This window comes from Rhizobium phaseoli, from assembly GCF_001664385.1.
GTDB lineage: Bacteria > Pseudomonadota > Alphaproteobacteria > Rhizobiales > Rhizobiaceae > Rhizobium > Rhizobium phaseoli.
The window spans coordinates 2,964,924-2,982,908 of the sequence record NZ_CP013532.1 but is presented as its reverse complement, the minus strand read 5'-3'; the positions used below and the strand labels follow the sequence as shown (position 1 = coordinate 2,982,908).

The following is a 17,985-nucleotide window of genomic DNA, read 5'->3' as shown; positions in this document are numbered from 1 at the left end:
GCCGCTATGGTCACGGCATTTCGATGACCGGGTGCTTCCGTTGGCTGTTATTGTCTCTAAAATCGATGAACCTCGATCAACAACGCTCGGCAAGACGTTGATCTTCCTGGTGTGGTTTGCGGTGGCTTGCGCGCTTTGCTGGTCAGAAACCGTTTGGCGAGACGAGGTTCGCGCCTTGTCGCTCGCCCTTCAGGGAGACAGTTTCTTCGACATGCTTCGCCAGATGCATGGCGAAGGTCATCCGGCTCTCTGGTATATGCTGTTGCGCGCCGCTCATCTTGTCGTCGGCTCACCCGTCGTCCTGAAAATCGTCGCGCTGACGATCGCGGCTGCCTCCGCCTACCTTCTCGTTTTCAGGCTTGAACTGCCGCGCTCGATCATGCTGCTGTCGTTGTTCAGCAGCTTTTCGGTTTTCGACTACGCCGCGATGGCGCGAAATTACGGCATCAGCATGCTTTTGGTCTTCCTTATCGCCCTGAGCTGGGTGAGGGGAATGCGCAACGGCATGGTGCTCGGCCTGTTGTTTGCCTTGCTGGCAAATACCAACGTGCACTCGGTCGTGCTGGTCGGCGGCTTTCTGGCCTACTGGTTTTTCGATCTGGTCCTGGCGCGTCCGAGACCTTCTCTGCCGGCATATCGGGCCTTTGCGACAGCCGCGGTCATTGCCGCAGTCGGCGTTGTTCTGTGCGTCATGACGGTCTATCCCACATTCAACGATGCCGGGCAGAACAATCTCGCAGGCAAGAATTTCGCCCCGCTTGTCCTTCATGCCTTTGCCGGGGCGACTTCCTATTTCATGGAGTTCTACCCCGACGGTATCCTTCGGCTGGCCGTGGCCGATCCATCGATTGCTCGGGTTTTCGCCTCGCTGATGGCGGTGCTCATCTATGGCAGTCTGCTTGGGCTGGCCAACCGGCGACCCGCGATGTTGGCGGCCGCATCGGTTCTCCTCGGGTTTTCGCTGCTTTTTACGCTCGTTTACCCAGGTAGCTACAGACATCAGGCCCTATGGCTGGTCTTCATGATCGGCATGATTGCCTTGATCAGCCGCTCCCGATCCGCAGCCGCGGGCATTACCGGTGTTGAGCCAGCCGGTGGCGTCGTCAAGATCGGACGTCTGTGCTTCATGATATTGCTGGCGCTGCAGGTCGCCTCCGGTATCGAAAAGGTTCATCAGTTCCTCTTCACCGACATTCCGTTTAGCCGAGCCCGGGATCTCGGGTCATTTATTCAATCGCGCCCGAATCTCAGGGATGCGATCATCATGGCGGATCCCGACTATCTCGTGGAACCCTTGCCCTATTACATCCCCAATCGCACTTATCTTCTACGGGAGCAGCGGTTCGGCGCGATCGTGCGGTATACCCGCAATGCGCGGCTTTCGCTCAGCCTTGCCGACATCCTGCAGACGGCGCGGCAACTGCAGCAAAGCGAGCACGCACCCATCGTCATTCTTCTCTCACAGCGGCTTGACCAAATTGCCGGCCCCGTCTCCTTGCATGAGAGTTACAATTGGCTGCTGTCGCTGACGCCTGAGGAGATTTCCGCATTCCGGAGCGAGACGACCCTCCTCAAGCGCTTCGGCCCGGTTGCCGGCAGCGATGAGACATTCGATGCCTATCTGTTGAATTAGGGGATCGGCGGTTTATTCGTGCAAGGCATCCGCGCTGTTGATCACGGTGATGCCGTGCACCCGCATCTCATCGATGGCAGCGGCGACGCCTTCAGGCGTGATCCCGCGGCTTGCGTCCTCGATGAAGCGCACGCGCACGCCCGGAATCATCTCCAGTGCGTCGAGCGCGGAGAATTTGACGCAGTAATCGGTCGCCAACCCGCAGACGTCGAGATCGGTCACACCCTGATCTGCGAGGAAATCGGAAAGGCCGGTCGAAGCGTCGCGGTCATTGTCGCGGAAGGCCGAATAGCTATCGATCCCGGGATCCTCGCCCTTCTGCTGGATCAGGTCGATTTCTTCGGATTTGAGCGCCGGATGCAGTTCGGCGTCAAGCGTGCCCTGGATGCAGTGGTCGGGCCACATCATCTGCGGTTTGCCGGACAATTCGCCCATTTCGAAGGGGGCGGCACCCGGATGAGCGGAGGCGAAGCTGCCGTGGCCGGGGGGATGCCAATCCTGGGAGGCGACGATCAGATCGTATTTGCCGCTGTCGATCAGCCTGTTTGCGACGGGAACGACCTTGTCGCCGTCCGGCACCGGCAGGTTTCCACCCGGACAGAAGCCGTTCTGAATATCGACGAGCAGCAGCGCTTTAATCAAGGCCAATCCCTTCGCGTTATTGCCGTGCAAATGCCAGATGCACCGAATGCATCAACTAGTGAATTCCCGGAAGCCCGCATGCAAGCGTTAATTCTGTCACTGATGGTAGTATTCGACGGAAAAAGAATACGCTAATTCAACCATTGCGATAGTTATTGGTGATGTAATAGCAACCGCAAAGGGCCTGGTCTTGCTCAAGGCCGCGAATTCTGCCTTTCTTGCCTCAGCAGCAAGCCGGAACCCAAATCATGTCCGAGCCTCAGCCGGAGGAAAAGATCGATGCGACTTTCCGCAACGGATCGCTGACGGCGACCGGGATCATTCTCGGTTTCTCCCTCAATTTCATCAGCCTTTGGGTGTCCAATCCCAATGACTGGAGCCGCGTCGATTTGCTGCCGATGTCATTCCTGACCGTCGGCATCGCCATCCAGGTGAAGGTGTTTGCCGATCTTTTGGCGCGAGACTCGCTGCTCGCCGTCAAATACGACCGGGCGCGCCGGCTGTTCCTGATCGGATTGTCGATCGTCGCCACCGGAATGGGGATCGCCCTGCTGAACGACATCCTCGGGCTCAGCAGCATGCGGATGTTCGGGTGACGGTCCTGCGGTATCGTCGCGCGGTCAGACGCGCTCGACGAAACCGTCCAGCACCCGCTTCTGCCCCGCACGGTCGAAGTCGATCGTCAGCTTGTTGCCTTCGATGCCGGTAATGTTGCCATTGCCGAATTTCATGTGGAATACACGATCGCCGAGGGTGAAGCGCGACGGCTCCGACGAGGTCGATTTTGCGACCAGCTCGCCGTCGATCGTGCGTCCCTTCGGGCCGCTTTCGCCATAGCCGATGCGTTCGACGGCGTGGCCGGAGCGGGTGCCCCAGTTGTCGCGCGTGGCGTCGGTCTTGTTGGCCTGGGCGCGTTTCCAGCCGGGCGTGGAATAGGAGTTGGCAAAGGGTTCGGCCTTGTCGAAGCGTGACTGGCCGTAGCCGCCGCGGCCGTAACCGCCGTAGCTCTGCTCCATCTCGGCAACCTCGACATGGGTTTCCGGCAGCTCGTCGAGGAAACGCGAGGGCAGTGTCGATTGCCAGAGGCCGTGGATGCGGCGGTTCGAGACGAACCAGATATGGCAACGGCGCTTGGCGCGGGTGATGCCGACATAGGCCAGGCGGCGTTCCTCCTCCAGGCCGGCCCGGCCGCTTTCATCCAGCGAGCGCTGGTGGGGGAACAGGCCTTCTTCCCAGCCCGGCAGGAACACAGTCTCGAATTCCAGGCCCTTGGCCGAATGCAGCGTCATGATCGAGACGGCGTCGAGGTTCTCGTTGGTCTCTGCGTCCATGACGAGGGAGACGTGCTCGAGGAAACCGCGCATCGACTCGAAGCTTTCCATCGAGCGGATCAGTTCCTTCAAATTTTCGAGGCGGCCCGGCGCTTCGGCGCTCTTGTCGTTCTTCCACATGTCGGTGTAGCCGGACTCCTCGAGGATCTGCTCGGCAAGTTCGGTATGCGGTGTGTTTTCAAGCAGTTCCTGCCATCGGCGGAAAGATTGAATCACGTCGAAGAGGGCTTTGCGCGCCTTCGGCTTCAGCTCGTCCGTCTCGATCATGTCGGCAGCGGCCGCCAGCATCGGGATATCGCGGGCACGCGCATAGTCGTGCAGGGCGCGCACCGTCGTGTCGCCGAGGCCGCGCTTTGGCGTGTTGATGATGCGCTCGAAGGCAAGGTCGTCGGCCGGCTGCGCGACCAGGCGGAAATAGGCCATGGCATCGCGGATTTCGAGGCGCTCGTAGAAACGCGGGCCGCCGATGACGCGATAGTTGAGGCCGAGGGTGACGAAGCGATCTTCGAACTCGCGCATCTGGAAGGAGGCGCGCACGAGGATCGCCATGTCGTTCAGCAGGTGCTTGTTGCGCTGGAGCTGCTCGATCTCCTCGCCGATGGCGCGGGCTTCCTCCTCCGAATCCCAGGAGGCGTGGACCTGTACCTTGACGTCATCCGGGTCGGCGCGGTCGGTGAACAGCGTCTTGCCGAGGCGGCCTTCATTGTGGGCGATCAGATGGGCGGCGGCACCGAGGATATGTTCGGTCGAGCGGTAATTGCGTTCGAGCTTGATCACCTTGGCGCCGGGGAAATCCTTCTCGAAGCGCAGGATATTGTCGACCTCGGCGCCGCGCCAACCGTAGATCGACTGGTCGTCGTCGCCGACGCAGCAGACGTTCTGCGGCTCGCCCTTGCTGCGCTGAGCCAGCAGCCGCAGCCACATATACTGGGCGGTGTTGGTGTCCTGATACTCGTCGACGAGGATATAACGGAAGCGGCCGTGATATTCCTTGAGAAGATCCGGATTCTTGCGGAAGATCGCAATTGGATGCATCAACAGATCGCCGAAATCACAGGCGTTGAGCGTCGACAGACGCGCCTGATAGGCGAAGTAGAGATCGCGGCCGCGGCCATTGGCAAAGGCGCGCGCATCGCCTTCGGGAATATCGGCCGGACCGAGGCCCTTGTTCTTCCAGGTGTCGATCATGCCGGCGAACTGCTTGGCCGGCCAGCGTTTGTCGTCGAGGCCTTCGGCCTGGATCAGCTGCTTGATCAGGCGGACGACGTCGTCGGTGTCGAGAATGGTGAAGTCGGAGCTGAGGCCGACGAGCTCGGCATGGCGGCGCAGAAGCTTGACGCCGATGGAATGGAAGGTGCCGAGCCAGGGCATGCCTTCGACAGCGCCGCCGACGAGGAGCGCGATGCGCTCCTTCATCTCGCGTGCGGCCTTGTTGGTGAAGGTGACGGCGAGAATCTGCGAGGGGAAGGCGCGGCCTGTATTGAGGATGTGGGCGATCCGGGTCGTCAATACCCGTGTCTTGCCGGTGCCGGCGCCGGCAAGGACGAGAACCGGACCTTCCAGGGTTTCCACGGCTTCCGTCTGTTCGGGATTGAGGCCGGCGAGGTAATCCGGTCGCTTGCCGCCGTCACGCGCCGCCATGGCGCGGGCGGCGATCCCGCCGGCCGCGGCGGGCGCCCCTCCGGCGGGGGCGTAGGCCCCCGGGGGTGCGGCAGGCGGCTGCGGCTTGCGCGCCATCTCACCCGGCTCTTCGTCGAAGAAGGGAATATCGTCGAAACTATTGCTCATGGCGCGTAATGTAGTGATTCGGGAAGGAAAGACCAGAAAAGATGTTCTGCTTTCATTCCCGAACCACCGCTATTGCGGGCCGATGCGGACGGCAGGGCGGGCCGCTGATGCGACTGCGATCGTCGTACGGCCGAGCAGCGAAAAAAACCGAGCGCAGCCTGTCGGAACCGATGCAGGCGAGACGTCCTCGGGGCATCGGACAGGTGTCCGGCAAACCTTGCCAACAGGAGGCTGTTCATGCCGCAGGTCGTTTCAAATCTCTGGTTCGCGGAGCAAGCGCGCGAAGCCGTCGAATTCTACGTATCGGTCATTCCAGAATCCAGGATCGGCCGCACCACAATATTGCCGGCGGAAACGCCGAGCGGGCCTCCGGGCAGCGTCGAACTGATCGAATTCACGCTCGGCGATCAAGCATTCCTGGCGATGAAGGCAGGCCCGCTCGACAGCTTCAACCATTCCTTCTCGATTGCCATCCTGCTCGACAGCCAGGCCGAGATCGATCGGATCTGGGATGCGTTTCTCGCCAATGGCGGCACGCCTGAAGCCTGCGGCTGGCTCAAGGACCGCTGGGGCCTATCCTGGCAGATCGTGCCGCGGGCGCTTTCCGAGATGGTCGCCGACAGCGATCGAGAGCGGGCCAAGCGCGTCACCGAAGTGATGCTCGGCATGGTCAAGATTGATCTTGCTGCACTGGAGAGAGCGTTCAACGGCTGAGGCCGGCGGAGGCGCGATTGCGAATCGGGCGCGTGATCGCCACGCGCCATTTTCCCCTGAAATTTACCGAATTTACTTTCGGCGCATCGGCAGCCGACCGATCGAAGCTGCCCTATCGGTTGCCGATCGCTGTTTTTTCGCATTCTCGAATCACGGGCGCCATTGCACACCTTTTTGACAACTATGTCACGTCGCTAAATGTGCTGATATCGCAATGACCCTTTTCTCAACTACAATATGAAACAGTTTCGCAGAGTAAAAAAATACCGGTGCATGCAATTTTTTGTGCATTGCTACAAACAGCCGGTGAGCGTCGAATATACCTACGAAACTATTGATTCTAAGGAACGCCGTGGCCATCTCGATGGTTATACGGCTTAGAGCCTGCGGCATAACCTTAATGGAGGTCCCATGCTGAGTGAATCCGTATTCGATGCGTTCACGCGCAGTTATGAAGCGCGACGCGAGACCGACATCTCGGTTTCGGAATATCTCGATCTCTGCAAGAAAGAACCGATCGCCTATGCGAATGCGACGGAGCGCCTGCTCGCGGCGATCGGCGAACCGCAGATGGTCGACACCGCCAGGGACGCGCGCCTCGGTCGGATCTTCATGAACAGGACCATCCGGGTCTATCCGGCTTTTGCCGGCTTTCACGGCATGGAAGAGACCATCGAACGCATTGTTTCCTTCTTCCGGCATGCGGCGCAGGGGCTCGAAGAGCGCAAGCAAATTCTCTATCTGCTCGGTCCCGTCGGCGGCGGCAAGTCGTCGCTCGCGGAGCGGCTGAAGCAGTTGATGGAGGTTCATCCGATCTACGTCCTGAAAGCGGGCGACGAGATCAGTCCCGTGTTCGAAAGCCCGCTCAACCTGTTCGATCCTGAGACAATGGGCTCGCTGCTCCAGGAGCAGTACGGCATCCCGCTGCGGCGCCTGAACGGGTTGATGAGCCCATGGTGCCTGAAGCGGCTCGACGACTTCGGCGGCGATATTTCCCGCTTCCGCGTCGTCAGGATACAGCCTTCGCGGTTGCGCCAGATCGCGATTGCCAAAACCGAGCCGGGAGACGAGAACAATCAGGACATCTCGTCGCTGGTCGGCAAGGTCGACATTCGCAAGCTGGAAACCTACTCCCAGAACGATCCCGATGCCTACAGCTATTCGGGCGGGCTCAACCGCGCCAATCAGGGCATTCTCGAATTCGTCGAGATGTTCAAGGCGCCGATCAAGATGCTGCATCCGCTGCTGACGGCGACGCAGGAGGGCAACTATATCGGCTCCGAAAATATCGGCGCCATACCCTTCTCCGGCATCGTGCTTGCGCATTCGAACGAGGCGGAGTGGCAGACCTTCAAGGCCAACAAGAACAACGAGGCGTTTATCGACCGTATCTGCGTCATCAAGGTGCCTTATTGCCTGCGCGTGACGGAAGAACAGAAGATCTACGAAAAGCTGATCGAGGGATCGGAGCTGGCGGATGCACCGTGCGCCCCGGCAACGCTCGAAATGCTAGCTCGGTTTTCCGTGCTTTCGCGCCTGCGCAAGCATGAGAACTCGACCTTCTTCTCGAAAATGCGCACCTATGACGGCGAAAGCCTGAAGGAGAGCGATCCGCGCGCCCGCAGCGTTCAGGAATACCGGGATGCTGCCGGCATCGACGAAGGCATGGACGGGATATCCACCCGCTTCGCCTTCAAAGTGCTCGCCTCCACCTTCAATCACGACACCACGGATATCGGCGCCGATCCTGTTCATCTGATGTACGTGCTGGAACAGGCGATCCGTCGCGAGCAATTTTCGGACGATGTCGAGAAGCGCTATCTGGAATTCATCAAGGCCGATCTTGCGCCACGCTACGCAGAGTTCATTGGCAACGAGATTCAGAAGGCTTATCTTGAATCTTATGCGGACTACGGACAAAACCTGTTCGACCGCTACGTGGATTATGCCGATGCCTGGATCGAAGATGTGGACTTCAAGGATCCCGATACCGGCCAGCTTCTCGACCGCGAGCTCCTCAATCAGGAACTGACGAAAATCGAAAAGCCCGCCGGAATTGCCAATCCGAAGGATTTCCGCAACGAAATCGTCAAGTTTTCGTTGCGATCGCGGGCAGCCAACGGCGGAAAAAATCCGTCATGGACGAGCTACGAGAAGATCCGGGAAGTCATCGAGAAGCGCATGTTTTCGCAGGTCGAGGATCTTTTGCCGGTCATTTCCTTCGGATCGAAGAAGGATTCGGAGACCGAAAAGAAGCATAGCGAATTCGTCTCGCGCATGGCCGCGCGAGGTTACACCGAGAGGCAGGTTCGACGCCTTGTGGAATGGTACATGCGCGTCAAACAGGCAAGTTAATGCGGAGCCATTATGCACATTGTCGACCGGCGGCTGAATCCGCGCGGTAAAAGTCTGGAAAATCGGCAGCGGTTCCTTCGACGCATGAAGGGCGCCGTGCAGCAGGCGGTCAAACGCTCTCTGCAAAACCGCAACATTCGCGATGTGCTCGACGGCGGGGAGATCAGCCTGCCGATCGATGGAATGGCTGAACCGAGCCTGCGCAGGGGCGAGGGCGGCATCAGCGATCATATTCTGCCCGGCAACAGGGCCTTCGTGGAAGGCGATATCCTTCCACGTCCGCCCGGCGGCCGAGGTGGAAAGCCAAAAGATGCGGGCGAGGGCGATGGCGAGGACGGCTTCCGTTTCGTGCTGACGCGGGAGGAATTCCTCGATGTGTTCCTCGATGATCTTGAACTGCCCGATCTCGCCAAGCGGCGTCTAGCCGAAACCGAGGAGGAAACGCCATTTCGGGCCGGCTATTCGGTATCGGGATCACCCTCCAACATCGCCGTCGGCCGCACGACGAAGCTTGCGATGATGCGCCGTGTCGCGCTTGGCCGTCCGCGCCGCGAGGAAATCGAAGCACTGCAGCGGCAGATCGAGGAATGCGAGGATGACGAGACCCGCCCGGCGCTTGAGGCAAAGCTCAAATCGCTGACGGAAAAAAGCCGCCGCATTCCCTATATCGATCCGCTCGACGTGCGATATCGCCGTTTCGAAAACGAGCCGAAGCCTGTGGCGAAGGCCGTGATGTTCTGCCTGATGGATGTCTCGGGCTCCATGTCGGAGCACATGAAGGACCTGGCGAAGCGGTTCTATCTGCTGCTCTATCTGTTCCTGTCGAAACGCTACAAAAAAGTGGAAATCGTCTTCATCCGTCATACCGACAGAGCCGAGGAGGTCGACGAGGAAACCTTCTTCTACGGGCCGGCGACGGGCGGCACGCTTGTCTCCAGCGCGCTTGCGGCAATGCGAGCGATCATCGCAGCCCGTTTCGATCCGGCCGAGTGGAATATTTACGGCGCCCAGGCCTCGGACGGCGACAACGCCCATTCCGACGGAAACCTGACCGGGCATTTGCTGCGCGAGATTTTGCCGTTGTGCCAGTATTTTGCCTATATCGAGGTCGGCGAGGAAGGCGGCGATTCTTCCATATCCCGGTCACCGCTGTGGATGCTCTATGACGGGATTCGTTCCGAAGCGTTGCCGCTTTCGATGCGCAAGGTCTGCCGGCGAGGCGAGATATTCCCCGTTTTCCACGATCTCTTCCAGAAACGTGATGCACAGGCGAGGGTGACGCCATGACCATGACGATGAGGCCGAGAGACCGGCTCTTGTTCGAGGGTGCCGACTGGGACTTCGCAACGCTGCAGCGCATTCACGACGCCTGCGAGGCGATTGCGCTCGGCGAACTTGGCCTCGACGTCTATCCCAACCAGATCGAGGTCATCACCTCGGAGCAGATGCTAGATGCTTATTCCTCAACCGGCATGCCGCTTTTTTACCGCCATTGGTCCTTCGGAAAACACTTCGCCCATCATGAAACATTCTACCGCCGCGGGATGCGAGACCTTGCCTACGAGATCGTCATCAACAGTTCCCCCTGCATCTCCTATCTGATGGAAGAGAACACGGCGACGATGCAGACGCTCGTCACCGCTCATGCGGCCTTCGGCCATAATCACTTCTTCAAGAACAACTATCTCTTCAAGCTCTGGACCGATGCGGAGGGAATTCTCGATTACCTCGATTTCGCAAAGGGTTATATCACGCGCTGCGAAGAACGGTATGGCGAGACCGCGGTCGAACGGACGCTCGATGCTGCGCATGCGCTGATGTCGCACGGCGTGCATCGATACGCAGGCAAGACTGCGACCGACCTTCGCCAGGAGGAGAAGCGGCTGCAGGAGCGCCGCGCCCACGAAGAGCAGATGTTCAACGACCTCTGGCGCACGGTTCCCGTCGGCAAGGCGAAAAAGGCGGGTGACATCGGCTTGGAAAAGCGCCGCGCCGCGCTTGGCCTGCCTCAAGATAATATCCTGTATTTTCTTGAGAAATCTGCACCGCGACTGCAGCCGTGGCAGCGCGAGATTCTTCGCATCGTCCGCCATGTCGCGCAGTACTTCCATCCCCAGCGGCAGACGAAGGTCATGAATGAGGGAACCGCAACCTTCGTCCACTACCAGATCATGAATCGGCTTCACGAGCGGGGGCAGATCAGCGATGGGAACTTCCTCGAATTTCTGAAGTCGCACGCCAATGTCGTCTTCCAGCCAAGCTACGACGATCGGCGGTTTTCGGGTTTCAATCCCTATGCGCTTGGTTTTGCGATGATGCAGGACATCGAGCGGATCGTCACGAAACCGACGGAAGAGGACCGCGCATGGTTCCCCGACATCGCCGGCCGCGGCGATGCGATGGCGGTTCTGCGCGACGTCTGGGCCAATTACCGCGACGAGAGTTTCATCAGCCAGTTCCTGAGCCCGAATCTCATCCGCCAGCTGCGGCTGTTCCATCTCTACGATGATCCGGAACAGACCGAGGGCGTGCTGGTTTCGGCGATTCACAATGAGCGGGGCTACTTGCGCATCCGGCGTCAGCTCTCCCGCGAATATGATATCGGCTGGACCGATCCGGCCATCGATATCGTTGATGTCGACCTGGCCGGCGACCGCCGGCTACTGCTGCAGCATATCGTCATGAACGGCTGCTATCTTCAGGAAAACGACACGAAGCTCGTTCTGCAACATCTCGCCGATCTCTGGGGCTACGACGTCTTGCTCCAGGAAATCGACGGTTCCAATACGGTGGCGAGGGAGCACACGGCGAGCCCGCGTAAAATCGTGCAATAATCACCGACACCGGTGACATGCTTGCCTGTTGCCAGTCGATGATATATATCATGATAGCTATCGTAATGGGAGGCTGTCATGGCCACGAAAACGGCTAAGATTTTTACGACCGGCCGCAGCCAGGCGGTGAGACTCCCCGCGGAGTTCCGCTTTGAAGAGAGCGAAGTGTTCGTTCGTCGTGATCCGAAGACCGGTGATGTCATATTATCGCGCAAGCCGGATTCATGGGATGGCCTTTTCGAACTCCATCGGAAGGATCCGATTCCGGACGATTTCCTTGGGGCGGCCGATCGCAGCCAGCCTTCGCAAGATCGTGATCCGTTCGAAGGTTGGAAGGAATGACGGCATGGATGCTCGACACGAATATCGCCAGTCATGTCATCAAGGGCGATCGGCCGGAGATACTTAGAAGACTGGCGGCGCTTCCGATGGACGGGATCGTCATCTCATCGATCACGGAAGGGGAATTGCTCTATGGTCTTGCCAAGCGAGACTATCCGAAGGCGCTATCCGAGCGAGTAAGGCAATTCCTCGTTAGGGTCGATGTTCTCCCCTGGGATCACGGCGTCACGCGAGCCTATGGCGACCTGCGCGCCGCCTGTGAAGCCAAAGGCACGATTCTGGCGCCCCTGGATATGATGATTGCCGCTCATGCCGTCGCGACCGCGGCAACCCTCGTCACGCGTGACAAGGCTTTTGCTCGCATTTCCGAGCCTTTAAAGGTCGATGACTGGACGAGCGAAAGAAGCTGAACCGCTTACGTCAGGAATGATGAGTGATCGATCAGCAATTACCGGTGGCAACAAAGGCAAAGCCTTCGTAATCTGTCGTCGCTGCGATCTTTCCGAGGCGGATAGCGCGGGGACGAGAGACCATGAGTGATACGCGGCGCAAGCTGACGACGATTTTCTGTGCTGACGTGCAGGACTATACGCGGCTGATGGGAGCCGACGAGGAGGGGACGCTTGCGACCCTGAAGCGCTGTCGCGAGGCGATGGGGCGGCTGATTGAAAGCCATGGCGGCCGTGTCATCAACACCTGGGGCGATGGGCTGATCGCCGATTTCCCGAGCGTGGTCGAGGCCGTGCGAGCGGCGGTCGACACACAGAACGAACTTGCCGGTTTCAATGCCCGCCGCCCGGCGGATGGGCGCATGCTCTTTCGTATCGGCATCAATCTCGGCGACGTGATTGTCGAAGGGGAAGATATCTACGGCGACGGCGTCAACATCGCCGCGCGCCTGCAGGCATCCGCGGCGCCCGGCGGTATCGTCATATCAAGCACGGTCTACAATCAGGTGCGCAACAAGGTGGCTGTCGGTTTCGAATTTCTCGGGCCGCTGACCGTCAAGAACGTTCAGGACGGCGTGCCGAGCTATGCGGTGAAGATCGGCGACGGAAGCGACGAGCCGCCGCCTTCCCAACGGCCAGTCGCGCCCCGGCCGCAGCCGGCAGCGGCGGTCACGGAGACGAGGCCGGCGCCCGAGCGGCGCAGACTGTTCAGCGTGCTCGGCGTCATCGGCATCGTGCTGGTGGGCATCAACCTCCTCACATGGGACGGCGTTTTCTGGGCTCGCTTTCCCTTGCTCGCCTTCGCCGTCATTGCCGCGCTCGCCTGGAGCCGCGACCAGAGGCGTTTCGACCGCCGGATGACTGGGCTCGCAATCGTGGCGATCGGCATTATCGGCATCAATGTCCTCACCTGGAGCGGGACGTTCTGGGCAGTATGGCCGATACTCGGGATAGCAGCGACGATCGGCCTGCGCTGGTCGATGCGCCGATAGATTTATGCCCCTCATTTTTTGGCGGGGGGCGATATTCGCTACCAAGCCGGCTCGCCGAAGACGTTTGCGACCTTCGTTCAAACAAAAGTGAGCAGCCGGGTTATTTCCATTCTTCGCTGATATTACAAATCGGTAATGCCGGGTGCCTATGCTTGCCGTTAAGCTGCAAAAGCGCGATATTGTCGCACCAGCGGGGAATCCTGATCCTTGGGATAAAGATCCCTTCGATCGCCATCCGCAGCGCCTCTTTCGACCGACCCTGGTCCAACCTCGAGTCCCTCCGGAGACGTGAATGGCCTTTTGGAAGCAGTTTGTACTTTCGCTCATCGTCATCATTGCCGGTTTTGCCGCGTGGGTTTTCTTTGTGCCGGGCGCCGGCGATACGATGCGCGCCGCGGGCATTCCCGACAATCTGGTTTCGATGATCGCGCAGAAGGCCGAGCCGGCGGCGGATGCCGAGGCTTCCAGGGCGGAAGGGCAGCAGCGCGGCCAAGGGCAGGGGCAGGGGCAGAACCGCCGCAGTGGCAGCGGGCGCAACAGCGCGATTCTCGTCGCGACCGAGGCCGTCGTCCAGGGCGTCGTCAACGATCGGCTGAATGCCATCGGCACAGGTGACGCGATCCGTTCCGTCGTCGTGACGCCGCAGGCATCCGGGACCATTCGCGAGATTCTCATCAAGTCGGGCGACAGGGTCAAGGCCGGCCAGGTGCTCGCCAAGCTCGACAGCGAGGAGCAGGTGATCGCCCGCGGCCAGGCGGATGTGGCGGTCAGGGCCGCCGTCGAAAAATCCAATCTCTATCATAATATCAAGTCCAGCGTGTCGCGCATGGACGTGTTCGATTCCGAGATCGCCGAGCAGGGCGCCCGGCTGCAGCTGCAGGCGGCCGAGCTCAACCTGGCGCGGCGCGATATCGTGGCGCCGATCGACGGCATCGTCGGCATCGTGCCGGTCAATATTGGCGACAACGTCACGACGACGACGCCGATCGTCACTCTCGATGATCGTTCGGAGATCCTCGTTGATTTCTGGGTGCCGGAGCGCTTTGCCAATACAGTCGCGGTCGGCCAGCCGGTCGAGGCAATGTCGGTCGCAAAGCCGGGGCAGATGTTCGCGGGCGTGATCGAGGCCGTCGACAACCGCATCGATGCCGCGAGCCGAACGCTGCGCCTGCGCGCCCGGATCGACAACTCGTCGGACGAGTTGCGCGCCGGCATGTCCTTCAGCGTCAGCATGAAATTCCCCGGCGACAAATATCCGGCGGTCGATCCGCAGTCCGTGCAGTGGGATTCGCAAGGGTCTTTCGTCTGGCAGGTGACCGACGACAAGTCGCATAAAGTGCGGGTGAGCATCGTGCAACGCAATCCGGACCTCATTCTAATCAAGGCCGACCTCAAGGACGGCGATAAGATCGTGACACAGGGCCTGCAGCGGGTGCGTGAGGGTGGGGCGGTGCGTGTTTCCGCCGATGTCGCCGCGAATGCGGAGGTCGCGACCCAATGAGCGTGACCGAGATTCATCACGGCGGATCGTCGGGAAAGCAGGGTTTCACCGCGCTTTTCGTTCGCCGGCCGATCCTGGCGCTGGTGTTCAACACGCTGATGGTCGTTGCCGGCCTTGCGGCCTATGTCGGCGTCGAAGTGCGCGAGTTGCCGGATGTCGACCGGCCGGTCGTCACTGTGCGCACCACTTTCGACGGCGCCTCGCCGCAGACGATCGACCAGGAATTGACCAAGGTGATCGAGGGCGCGGTCGCCCGCGTCAGCGGCCTGAAGTCGATCTCGTCGACCTCTTCCTTCGGCCAGAGCCGGGTGACGCTCGAATTTTCCGATGCGATCGATCTCGCGGTCGCCGCCAACGACGTGCGCGATGCGATCGGCCGCATCACCCAGAACCTGCCCGACGAGGCGGATGCGCCGCAGATTGTCAAGGCGGATTCGGATTCCTCGGCGATCATGCGCCTCGCCGTCACCTCCACCAAGCTCAACATGGACGACCTGACGCAGCTCGTCGAGAACGAGGTGATCGATCGGCTGGCCTCCGTCGACGGCGTGGCCGATGTCGAGGAATATGGCGACCAGGAGAAGGTTTTTCGCGTCGACGTCGACCAGGGCGCACTGGCGAGCCGCGGACTGACGATCGGCGACCTGACGAAGGCGCTCGACAATGCCGCACTCGACGTGCCGGCCGGCTCGCTGAAGAGCAGGACGCAGGACATCGTCGTGCGCGCCACCGCCAACCTTCAAACGCCGGCCGATTTTGCCAATGTCATGCTGCAGGACCGTGTCCGGCTCGGCGACGTCGCGACAGTGACGCTCGGACCGCGCGACGGCGGCACAGCGTTGCGTTCCAATGGCAAGCCGGGCATCGGCCTCGGCATCATCCGCCAGGCGCAGTCGAACACGCTGAACATCTCGACCGGCATCAAGGCCGCCGTCGAACAATTGTCGAAGACGCTGCCCGAGGGAACGACGATCGCCATCACCAGCGACGACGCCGTCTTCATCCAGGGCGCGATCCATGAGGTGGTGCTGGCGCTGCTGCTCGCCGCCATCATCGTCACCGCCGTCATCTACCTCTTCCTGCGCGACTGGCGGGCGACGGTGATTCCGGCGGTCAGCATGCCGGTGGCGCTGATCGGCACGCTGGCGGCGATCTACATGGTCGGCTTCTCGATCAACATCCTGACGCTGCTCGCCATCGTGCTGGCGACCGGCCTTGTCGTCGACGACGCGATCGTGGTGCTCGAAAACATCGTTCGCCGGCGCGCCGAGGGCATGGGGCCGCGGGCGGCGGCCGTGCTCGGCACGCGCGAGGTGTTCTTCGCCGTCATCGCCACGACCGCGACGCTGGCGGCCGTATTCATTCCGCTCTCCTTCCTGCCGGGGCAGGTCGGCGGCCTGTTCCGCGAATTCGGCTTCGTACTCGCCTTCTCGGTCGGGCTATCGTCGATCGTGGCGCTGACGCTCTGCCCGATGCTTGCCTCACGCATGCTGACGAAGCCGATGATCGAGGATCACGGCGCACTCGGCCGCGTCGGCGGCGCGTTCGCCAGCCTCTACAAATGGGCGCTGCACGGCTGCCTCAACGCGCCTTTCGTCGTTATCCTCTTCTCGGTGATGTTTGCTGCCGCGGCATTGATCGCTTTCTCGACCGTCAAGAGCGAGCTGACGCCGGAAGAGGACCGCTCGATGGTGATGATGCGGCTGACGACGCCGCAGGGATCGAGCCTCGAATATACCCGCGACAAGATGCAGCTCCTTGAGGAACATCTGCAGCCGCTGGTCGACAGCCGCGACATTCGCAACGTCTTCTCGATTTCCGGCCAGGGCGGCTCGCTCAACAGCGGCTTCATGGTGCTGACCCTTGCCCCCTGGGGAGAGCGCCAACGGACGCAGGCCGAGATCGTCGCCGACATCAACCAGGCTGCCGCGAAGGTGCCGGCGCTGCGCGGCAACGCCATCTCCTCCAACAGCCTGCGCATCCGCGGCGCCGGCAGCGGCGTGCAGATGGCGCTGATCGGCAATGATCACGAGGCACTGACGGCGGCGGCCGCAAAGCTGGTGCAGGCCCTGGAGGCGACGGGTCAGTATGACACGCCGCGTCTGACCAACGAACCCAGCCAGGCGCAAGTGTCGGTGGCGATCGACCGCGAGCGCGCCTCGGATCTCGGCATCGACATCACCGGACTTTCGACGGCGATCCAATCGTTGCTTGAAGGGCGCTCGGTGGTTGACGTCTTCGTTGACGGCGAATCCTATCCCGTGCTCCTGACCTCCACGACAAGGCCGATCGACGATCCAACCGACCTCGAAAACGTCTTCCTGAAGACCGGCGACGGCAAGATCGTGCCGATGTCGGTCATCGCCACGATGAAGGAAGGTTCGGTCGCGCCACAGCTCAATCGCGAACAGCAGCTCGCCTCCGTCGCGATCACCGCCGGTTTGAAGAACGGCATGTCGCTCGGCACCGCAGTCAGCCAGGTGACCGAACTCGCCGCACCGTTGCTGCCGCCGAGCGCGCGTCTGCTGCCGCTTGCCGAAGCGGCAACGCTGGAGGAGAACTCGAGCGGCATGGCGCTGACTTTCGGCTTCGCCATCGTCATCATCTTTTTGGTGCTGGCCGCACAGTTCGAAAGCGTGCTGTCCTCGCTGATCATCATGTCTACGGTGCCGCTCGGCCTTGCCTGCGCCGTCTTCGCGCTCATCATCACCGGCTCCAGTCTCAATATCTACAGCCAGATCGGCCTCGTGCTGCTGGTCGGCGTCATGGCCAAGAACGGCATCCTGATCGTCGAATTCGCCAATCAGTTGCGCGATCGGGGTGAGGATGTGCGGTCGTCGATCGAGAAGGCCTGCGCGCTGCGCCTTCGCCCCGTGATGATGACGATGATCGCCACCATCCTCGGTGGCGTGCCGCTGGTCTTTGCCCATGGCGCGGGTGCGGAAGCGCGCGTGGCACTCGGCTGGGTAATCGTCGGCGGTCTCGGTTTCGCGACGCTGGTGACGCTGTTCATCACGCCGGTCGCCTATCTGCTGCTTGCCCGCTTCGCCAAGCCGCACGCCCATGAGGAAGCGCGCCTGCACGAGGAAATGGCAGTCGCCGCGCGTGGGCGCGCAGCACAAGACGACGAGCAGCTGCAGGCTGCCGAATAAGCTTGCTTACATCCTGACTGAACACCCCCGCCGGATCCCATTCGGCGGGCTTCCTTATGGTATAGCAAGTCTTGCGGAATAAGATAAATTTCGTCTGAAGTTTAGCCGTTTGTTAAGCATAAGCGGCAATGATCGTGATCAGGAACCGACTGGTCTTCTCCGTTTCTCGAAGGCCGCAATGCGTTGGCTTCAGCGCCCCCGGACATGAGTGTCTGCGCGGATGGTTCATTCCTGGTTCAGTTGCGTTCTGTT

The 17,985-nt window shown here is 60.7% G+C and carries 13 protein-coding genes; 11 read left to right on the top strand and 2 right to left on the bottom strand.

The genetic code is table 11. From position 1 onward, the window contains the following. Window positions 1-40: 40 nt before the first annotated feature. Window positions 41-1,633 carry a hypothetical protein gene (locus tag AMC88_RS14485; RefSeq protein ID WP_012484481.1) on the top strand — a complete coding sequence of 531 codons (1,593 nt, stop codon included), beginning with the start codon at window positions 41-43 and terminating at the stop codon, window positions 1,631-1,633. Between the two features lie 12 nt (window positions 1,634-1,645). On the opposite strand, the gene pncA is transcribed toward AMC88_RS14485, so the two are convergent. Beyond that, entirely contained in the window at window positions 1,646-2,281 is a 636-nt protein-coding gene (gene pncA, locus AMC88_RS14480; protein WP_012484480.1) for a bifunctional nicotinamidase/pyrazinamidase, read from the bottom strand. A gap of 242 nt (window positions 2,282-2,523) precedes the next feature. On the opposite strand from pncA, the gene AMC88_RS14475 reads away from it, so the two are divergent. Beyond that, window positions 2,524-2,871 carry a hypothetical protein gene (locus AMC88_RS14475; protein ID WP_012484479.1) on the top strand — a complete coding sequence of 116 codons (348 nt, stop codon included), beginning with the start codon at window positions 2,524-2,526 and terminating at the stop codon, window positions 2,869-2,871. A 24-nt stretch (window positions 2,872-2,895) separates the two neighbouring features. Here AMC88_RS14475 and AMC88_RS14470 read toward each other — a convergent pair whose 3' ends face one another. Beyond that, window positions 2,896-5,394 carry an ATP-dependent helicase gene (locus tag AMC88_RS14470; protein WP_012484478.1) on the bottom strand — a complete coding sequence of 833 codons (2,499 nt, stop codon included), beginning with the start codon at window positions 5,392-5,394 and terminating at the stop codon, window positions 2,896-2,898. Between the two features lie 237 nt (window positions 5,395-5,631). Here AMC88_RS14470 and AMC88_RS14465 point away from each other — a divergent pair, with 237 nt between their 5' ends. From AMC88_RS14465 to AMC88_RS14420, 9 genes are all read left to right on the top strand, one after another. Further along, window positions 5,632-6,108, top strand: coding sequence for a VOC family protein (locus AMC88_RS14465; RefSeq protein ID WP_010025238.1), 477 nt, complete (start codon window positions 5,632-5,634; stop codon window positions 6,106-6,108). A 411-nt stretch (window positions 6,109-6,519) separates the two neighbouring features. Beyond that, the gene (locus tag AMC88_RS14455; protein ID WP_004673346.1) at window positions 6,520-8,463 is read left to right on the top strand and encodes a PrkA family serine protein kinase; all 1,944 of its coding nucleotides are present in this window, start codon (window positions 6,520-6,522) and stop codon (window positions 8,461-8,463) included. 12 nt (window positions 8,464-8,475) lie between these two features. Then, the gene (locus AMC88_RS14450; protein ID WP_012484476.1) at window positions 8,476-9,750 is read left to right on the top strand and encodes a YeaH/YhbH family protein; all 1,275 of its coding nucleotides are present in this window, start codon (window positions 8,476-8,478) and stop codon (window positions 9,748-9,750) included. After that, a complete protein-coding gene (locus AMC88_RS14445; RefSeq protein ID WP_016733577.1) occupies window positions 9,747-11,297 on the top strand; it encodes a SpoVR family protein in 1,551 nt (516 codons plus the stop codon). The genes AMC88_RS14450 and AMC88_RS14445 overlap by 4 nt, the downstream gene beginning before the upstream one ends. Window positions 11,298-11,375: 78 nt before the next feature. Next, window positions 11,376-11,639: an antitoxin gene (locus AMC88_RS14440; RefSeq protein WP_012484474.1), complete on the top strand. Its 264-nt coding sequence runs from the start codon at window positions 11,376-11,378 to the stop codon at window positions 11,637-11,639. After that, entirely contained in the window at window positions 11,636-12,049 is a 414-nt protein-coding gene (locus tag AMC88_RS14435) for a type II toxin-antitoxin system VapC family toxin (protein WP_012484473.1), read from the top strand. The genes AMC88_RS14440 and AMC88_RS14435 overlap by 4 nt, the downstream gene beginning before the upstream one ends. 122 nt (window positions 12,050-12,171) lie before the next feature. After that, window positions 12,172-13,080: an adenylate/guanylate cyclase domain-containing protein gene (locus tag AMC88_RS14430; RefSeq protein ID WP_064825466.1), complete on the top strand. Its 909-nt coding sequence runs from the start codon at window positions 12,172-12,174 to the stop codon at window positions 13,078-13,080. Between the two features lie 292 nt (window positions 13,081-13,372). After that, complete coding sequence (locus AMC88_RS14425) at window positions 13,373-14,581, top strand: efflux RND transporter periplasmic adaptor subunit (RefSeq protein WP_012484471.1); 1,209 nt, start codon at window positions 13,373-13,375, stop codon at window positions 14,579-14,581. After that, window positions 14,578-17,733 (top strand): efflux RND transporter permease subunit, encoded by a 3,156-nt coding sequence (locus AMC88_RS14420; RefSeq protein WP_012484470.1) that lies wholly within the window; start codon window positions 14,578-14,580, stop codon window positions 17,731-17,733. The genes AMC88_RS14425 and AMC88_RS14420 overlap by 4 nt, the downstream gene beginning before the upstream one ends. The last annotated feature ends 252 nt before the right edge of the window (window positions 17,734-17,985 follow it).

What these genes read in the sequence shown, in the direction of transcription:
- AMC88_RS14475 (WP_012484479.1), top strand. Translation starts at nt 2,524, where the DNA reads ATGTCCGAGCCTCAGCCGGAGGAAAAGATCGATGCGACTTTCCGCAAC.
- AMC88_RS14470 (WP_012484478.1), bottom strand. Translation starts at nt 5,394, where the DNA reads ATGAGCAATAGTTTCGACGATATTCCCTTCTTCGACGAAGAGCCGGGT.
- AMC88_RS14465 (WP_010025238.1), top strand. Translation starts at nt 5,632, where the DNA reads ATGCCGCAGGTCGTTTCAAATCTCTGGTTCGCGGAGCAAGCGCGCGAA.
- AMC88_RS14455 (WP_004673346.1), top strand. Translation starts at nt 6,520, where the DNA reads ATGCTGAGTGAATCCGTATTCGATGCGTTCACGCGCAGTTATGAAGCG.
- AMC88_RS14450 (WP_012484476.1), top strand. Translation starts at nt 8,476, where the DNA reads ATGCACATTGTCGACCGGCGGCTGAATCCGCGCGGTAAAAGTCTGGAA.
- AMC88_RS14445 (WP_016733577.1), top strand. Translation starts at nt 9,747, where the DNA reads ATGACCATGACGATGAGGCCGAGAGACCGGCTCTTGTTCGAGGGTGCC.
- AMC88_RS14440 (WP_012484474.1), top strand. Translation starts at nt 11,376, where the DNA reads ATGGCCACGAAAACGGCTAAGATTTTTACGACCGGCCGCAGCCAGGCG.
- AMC88_RS14435 (WP_012484473.1), top strand. Translation starts at nt 11,636, where the DNA reads ATGACGGCATGGATGCTCGACACGAATATCGCCAGTCATGTCATCAAG.
- AMC88_RS14430 (WP_064825466.1), top strand. Translation starts at nt 12,172, where the DNA reads ATGAGTGATACGCGGCGCAAGCTGACGACGATTTTCTGTGCTGACGTG.
- AMC88_RS14425 (WP_012484471.1), top strand. Translation starts at nt 13,373, where the DNA reads ATGGCCTTTTGGAAGCAGTTTGTACTTTCGCTCATCGTCATCATTGCC.
- AMC88_RS14420 (WP_012484470.1), top strand. Translation starts at nt 14,578, where the DNA reads ATGAGCGTGACCGAGATTCATCACGGCGGATCGTCGGGAAAGCAGGGT.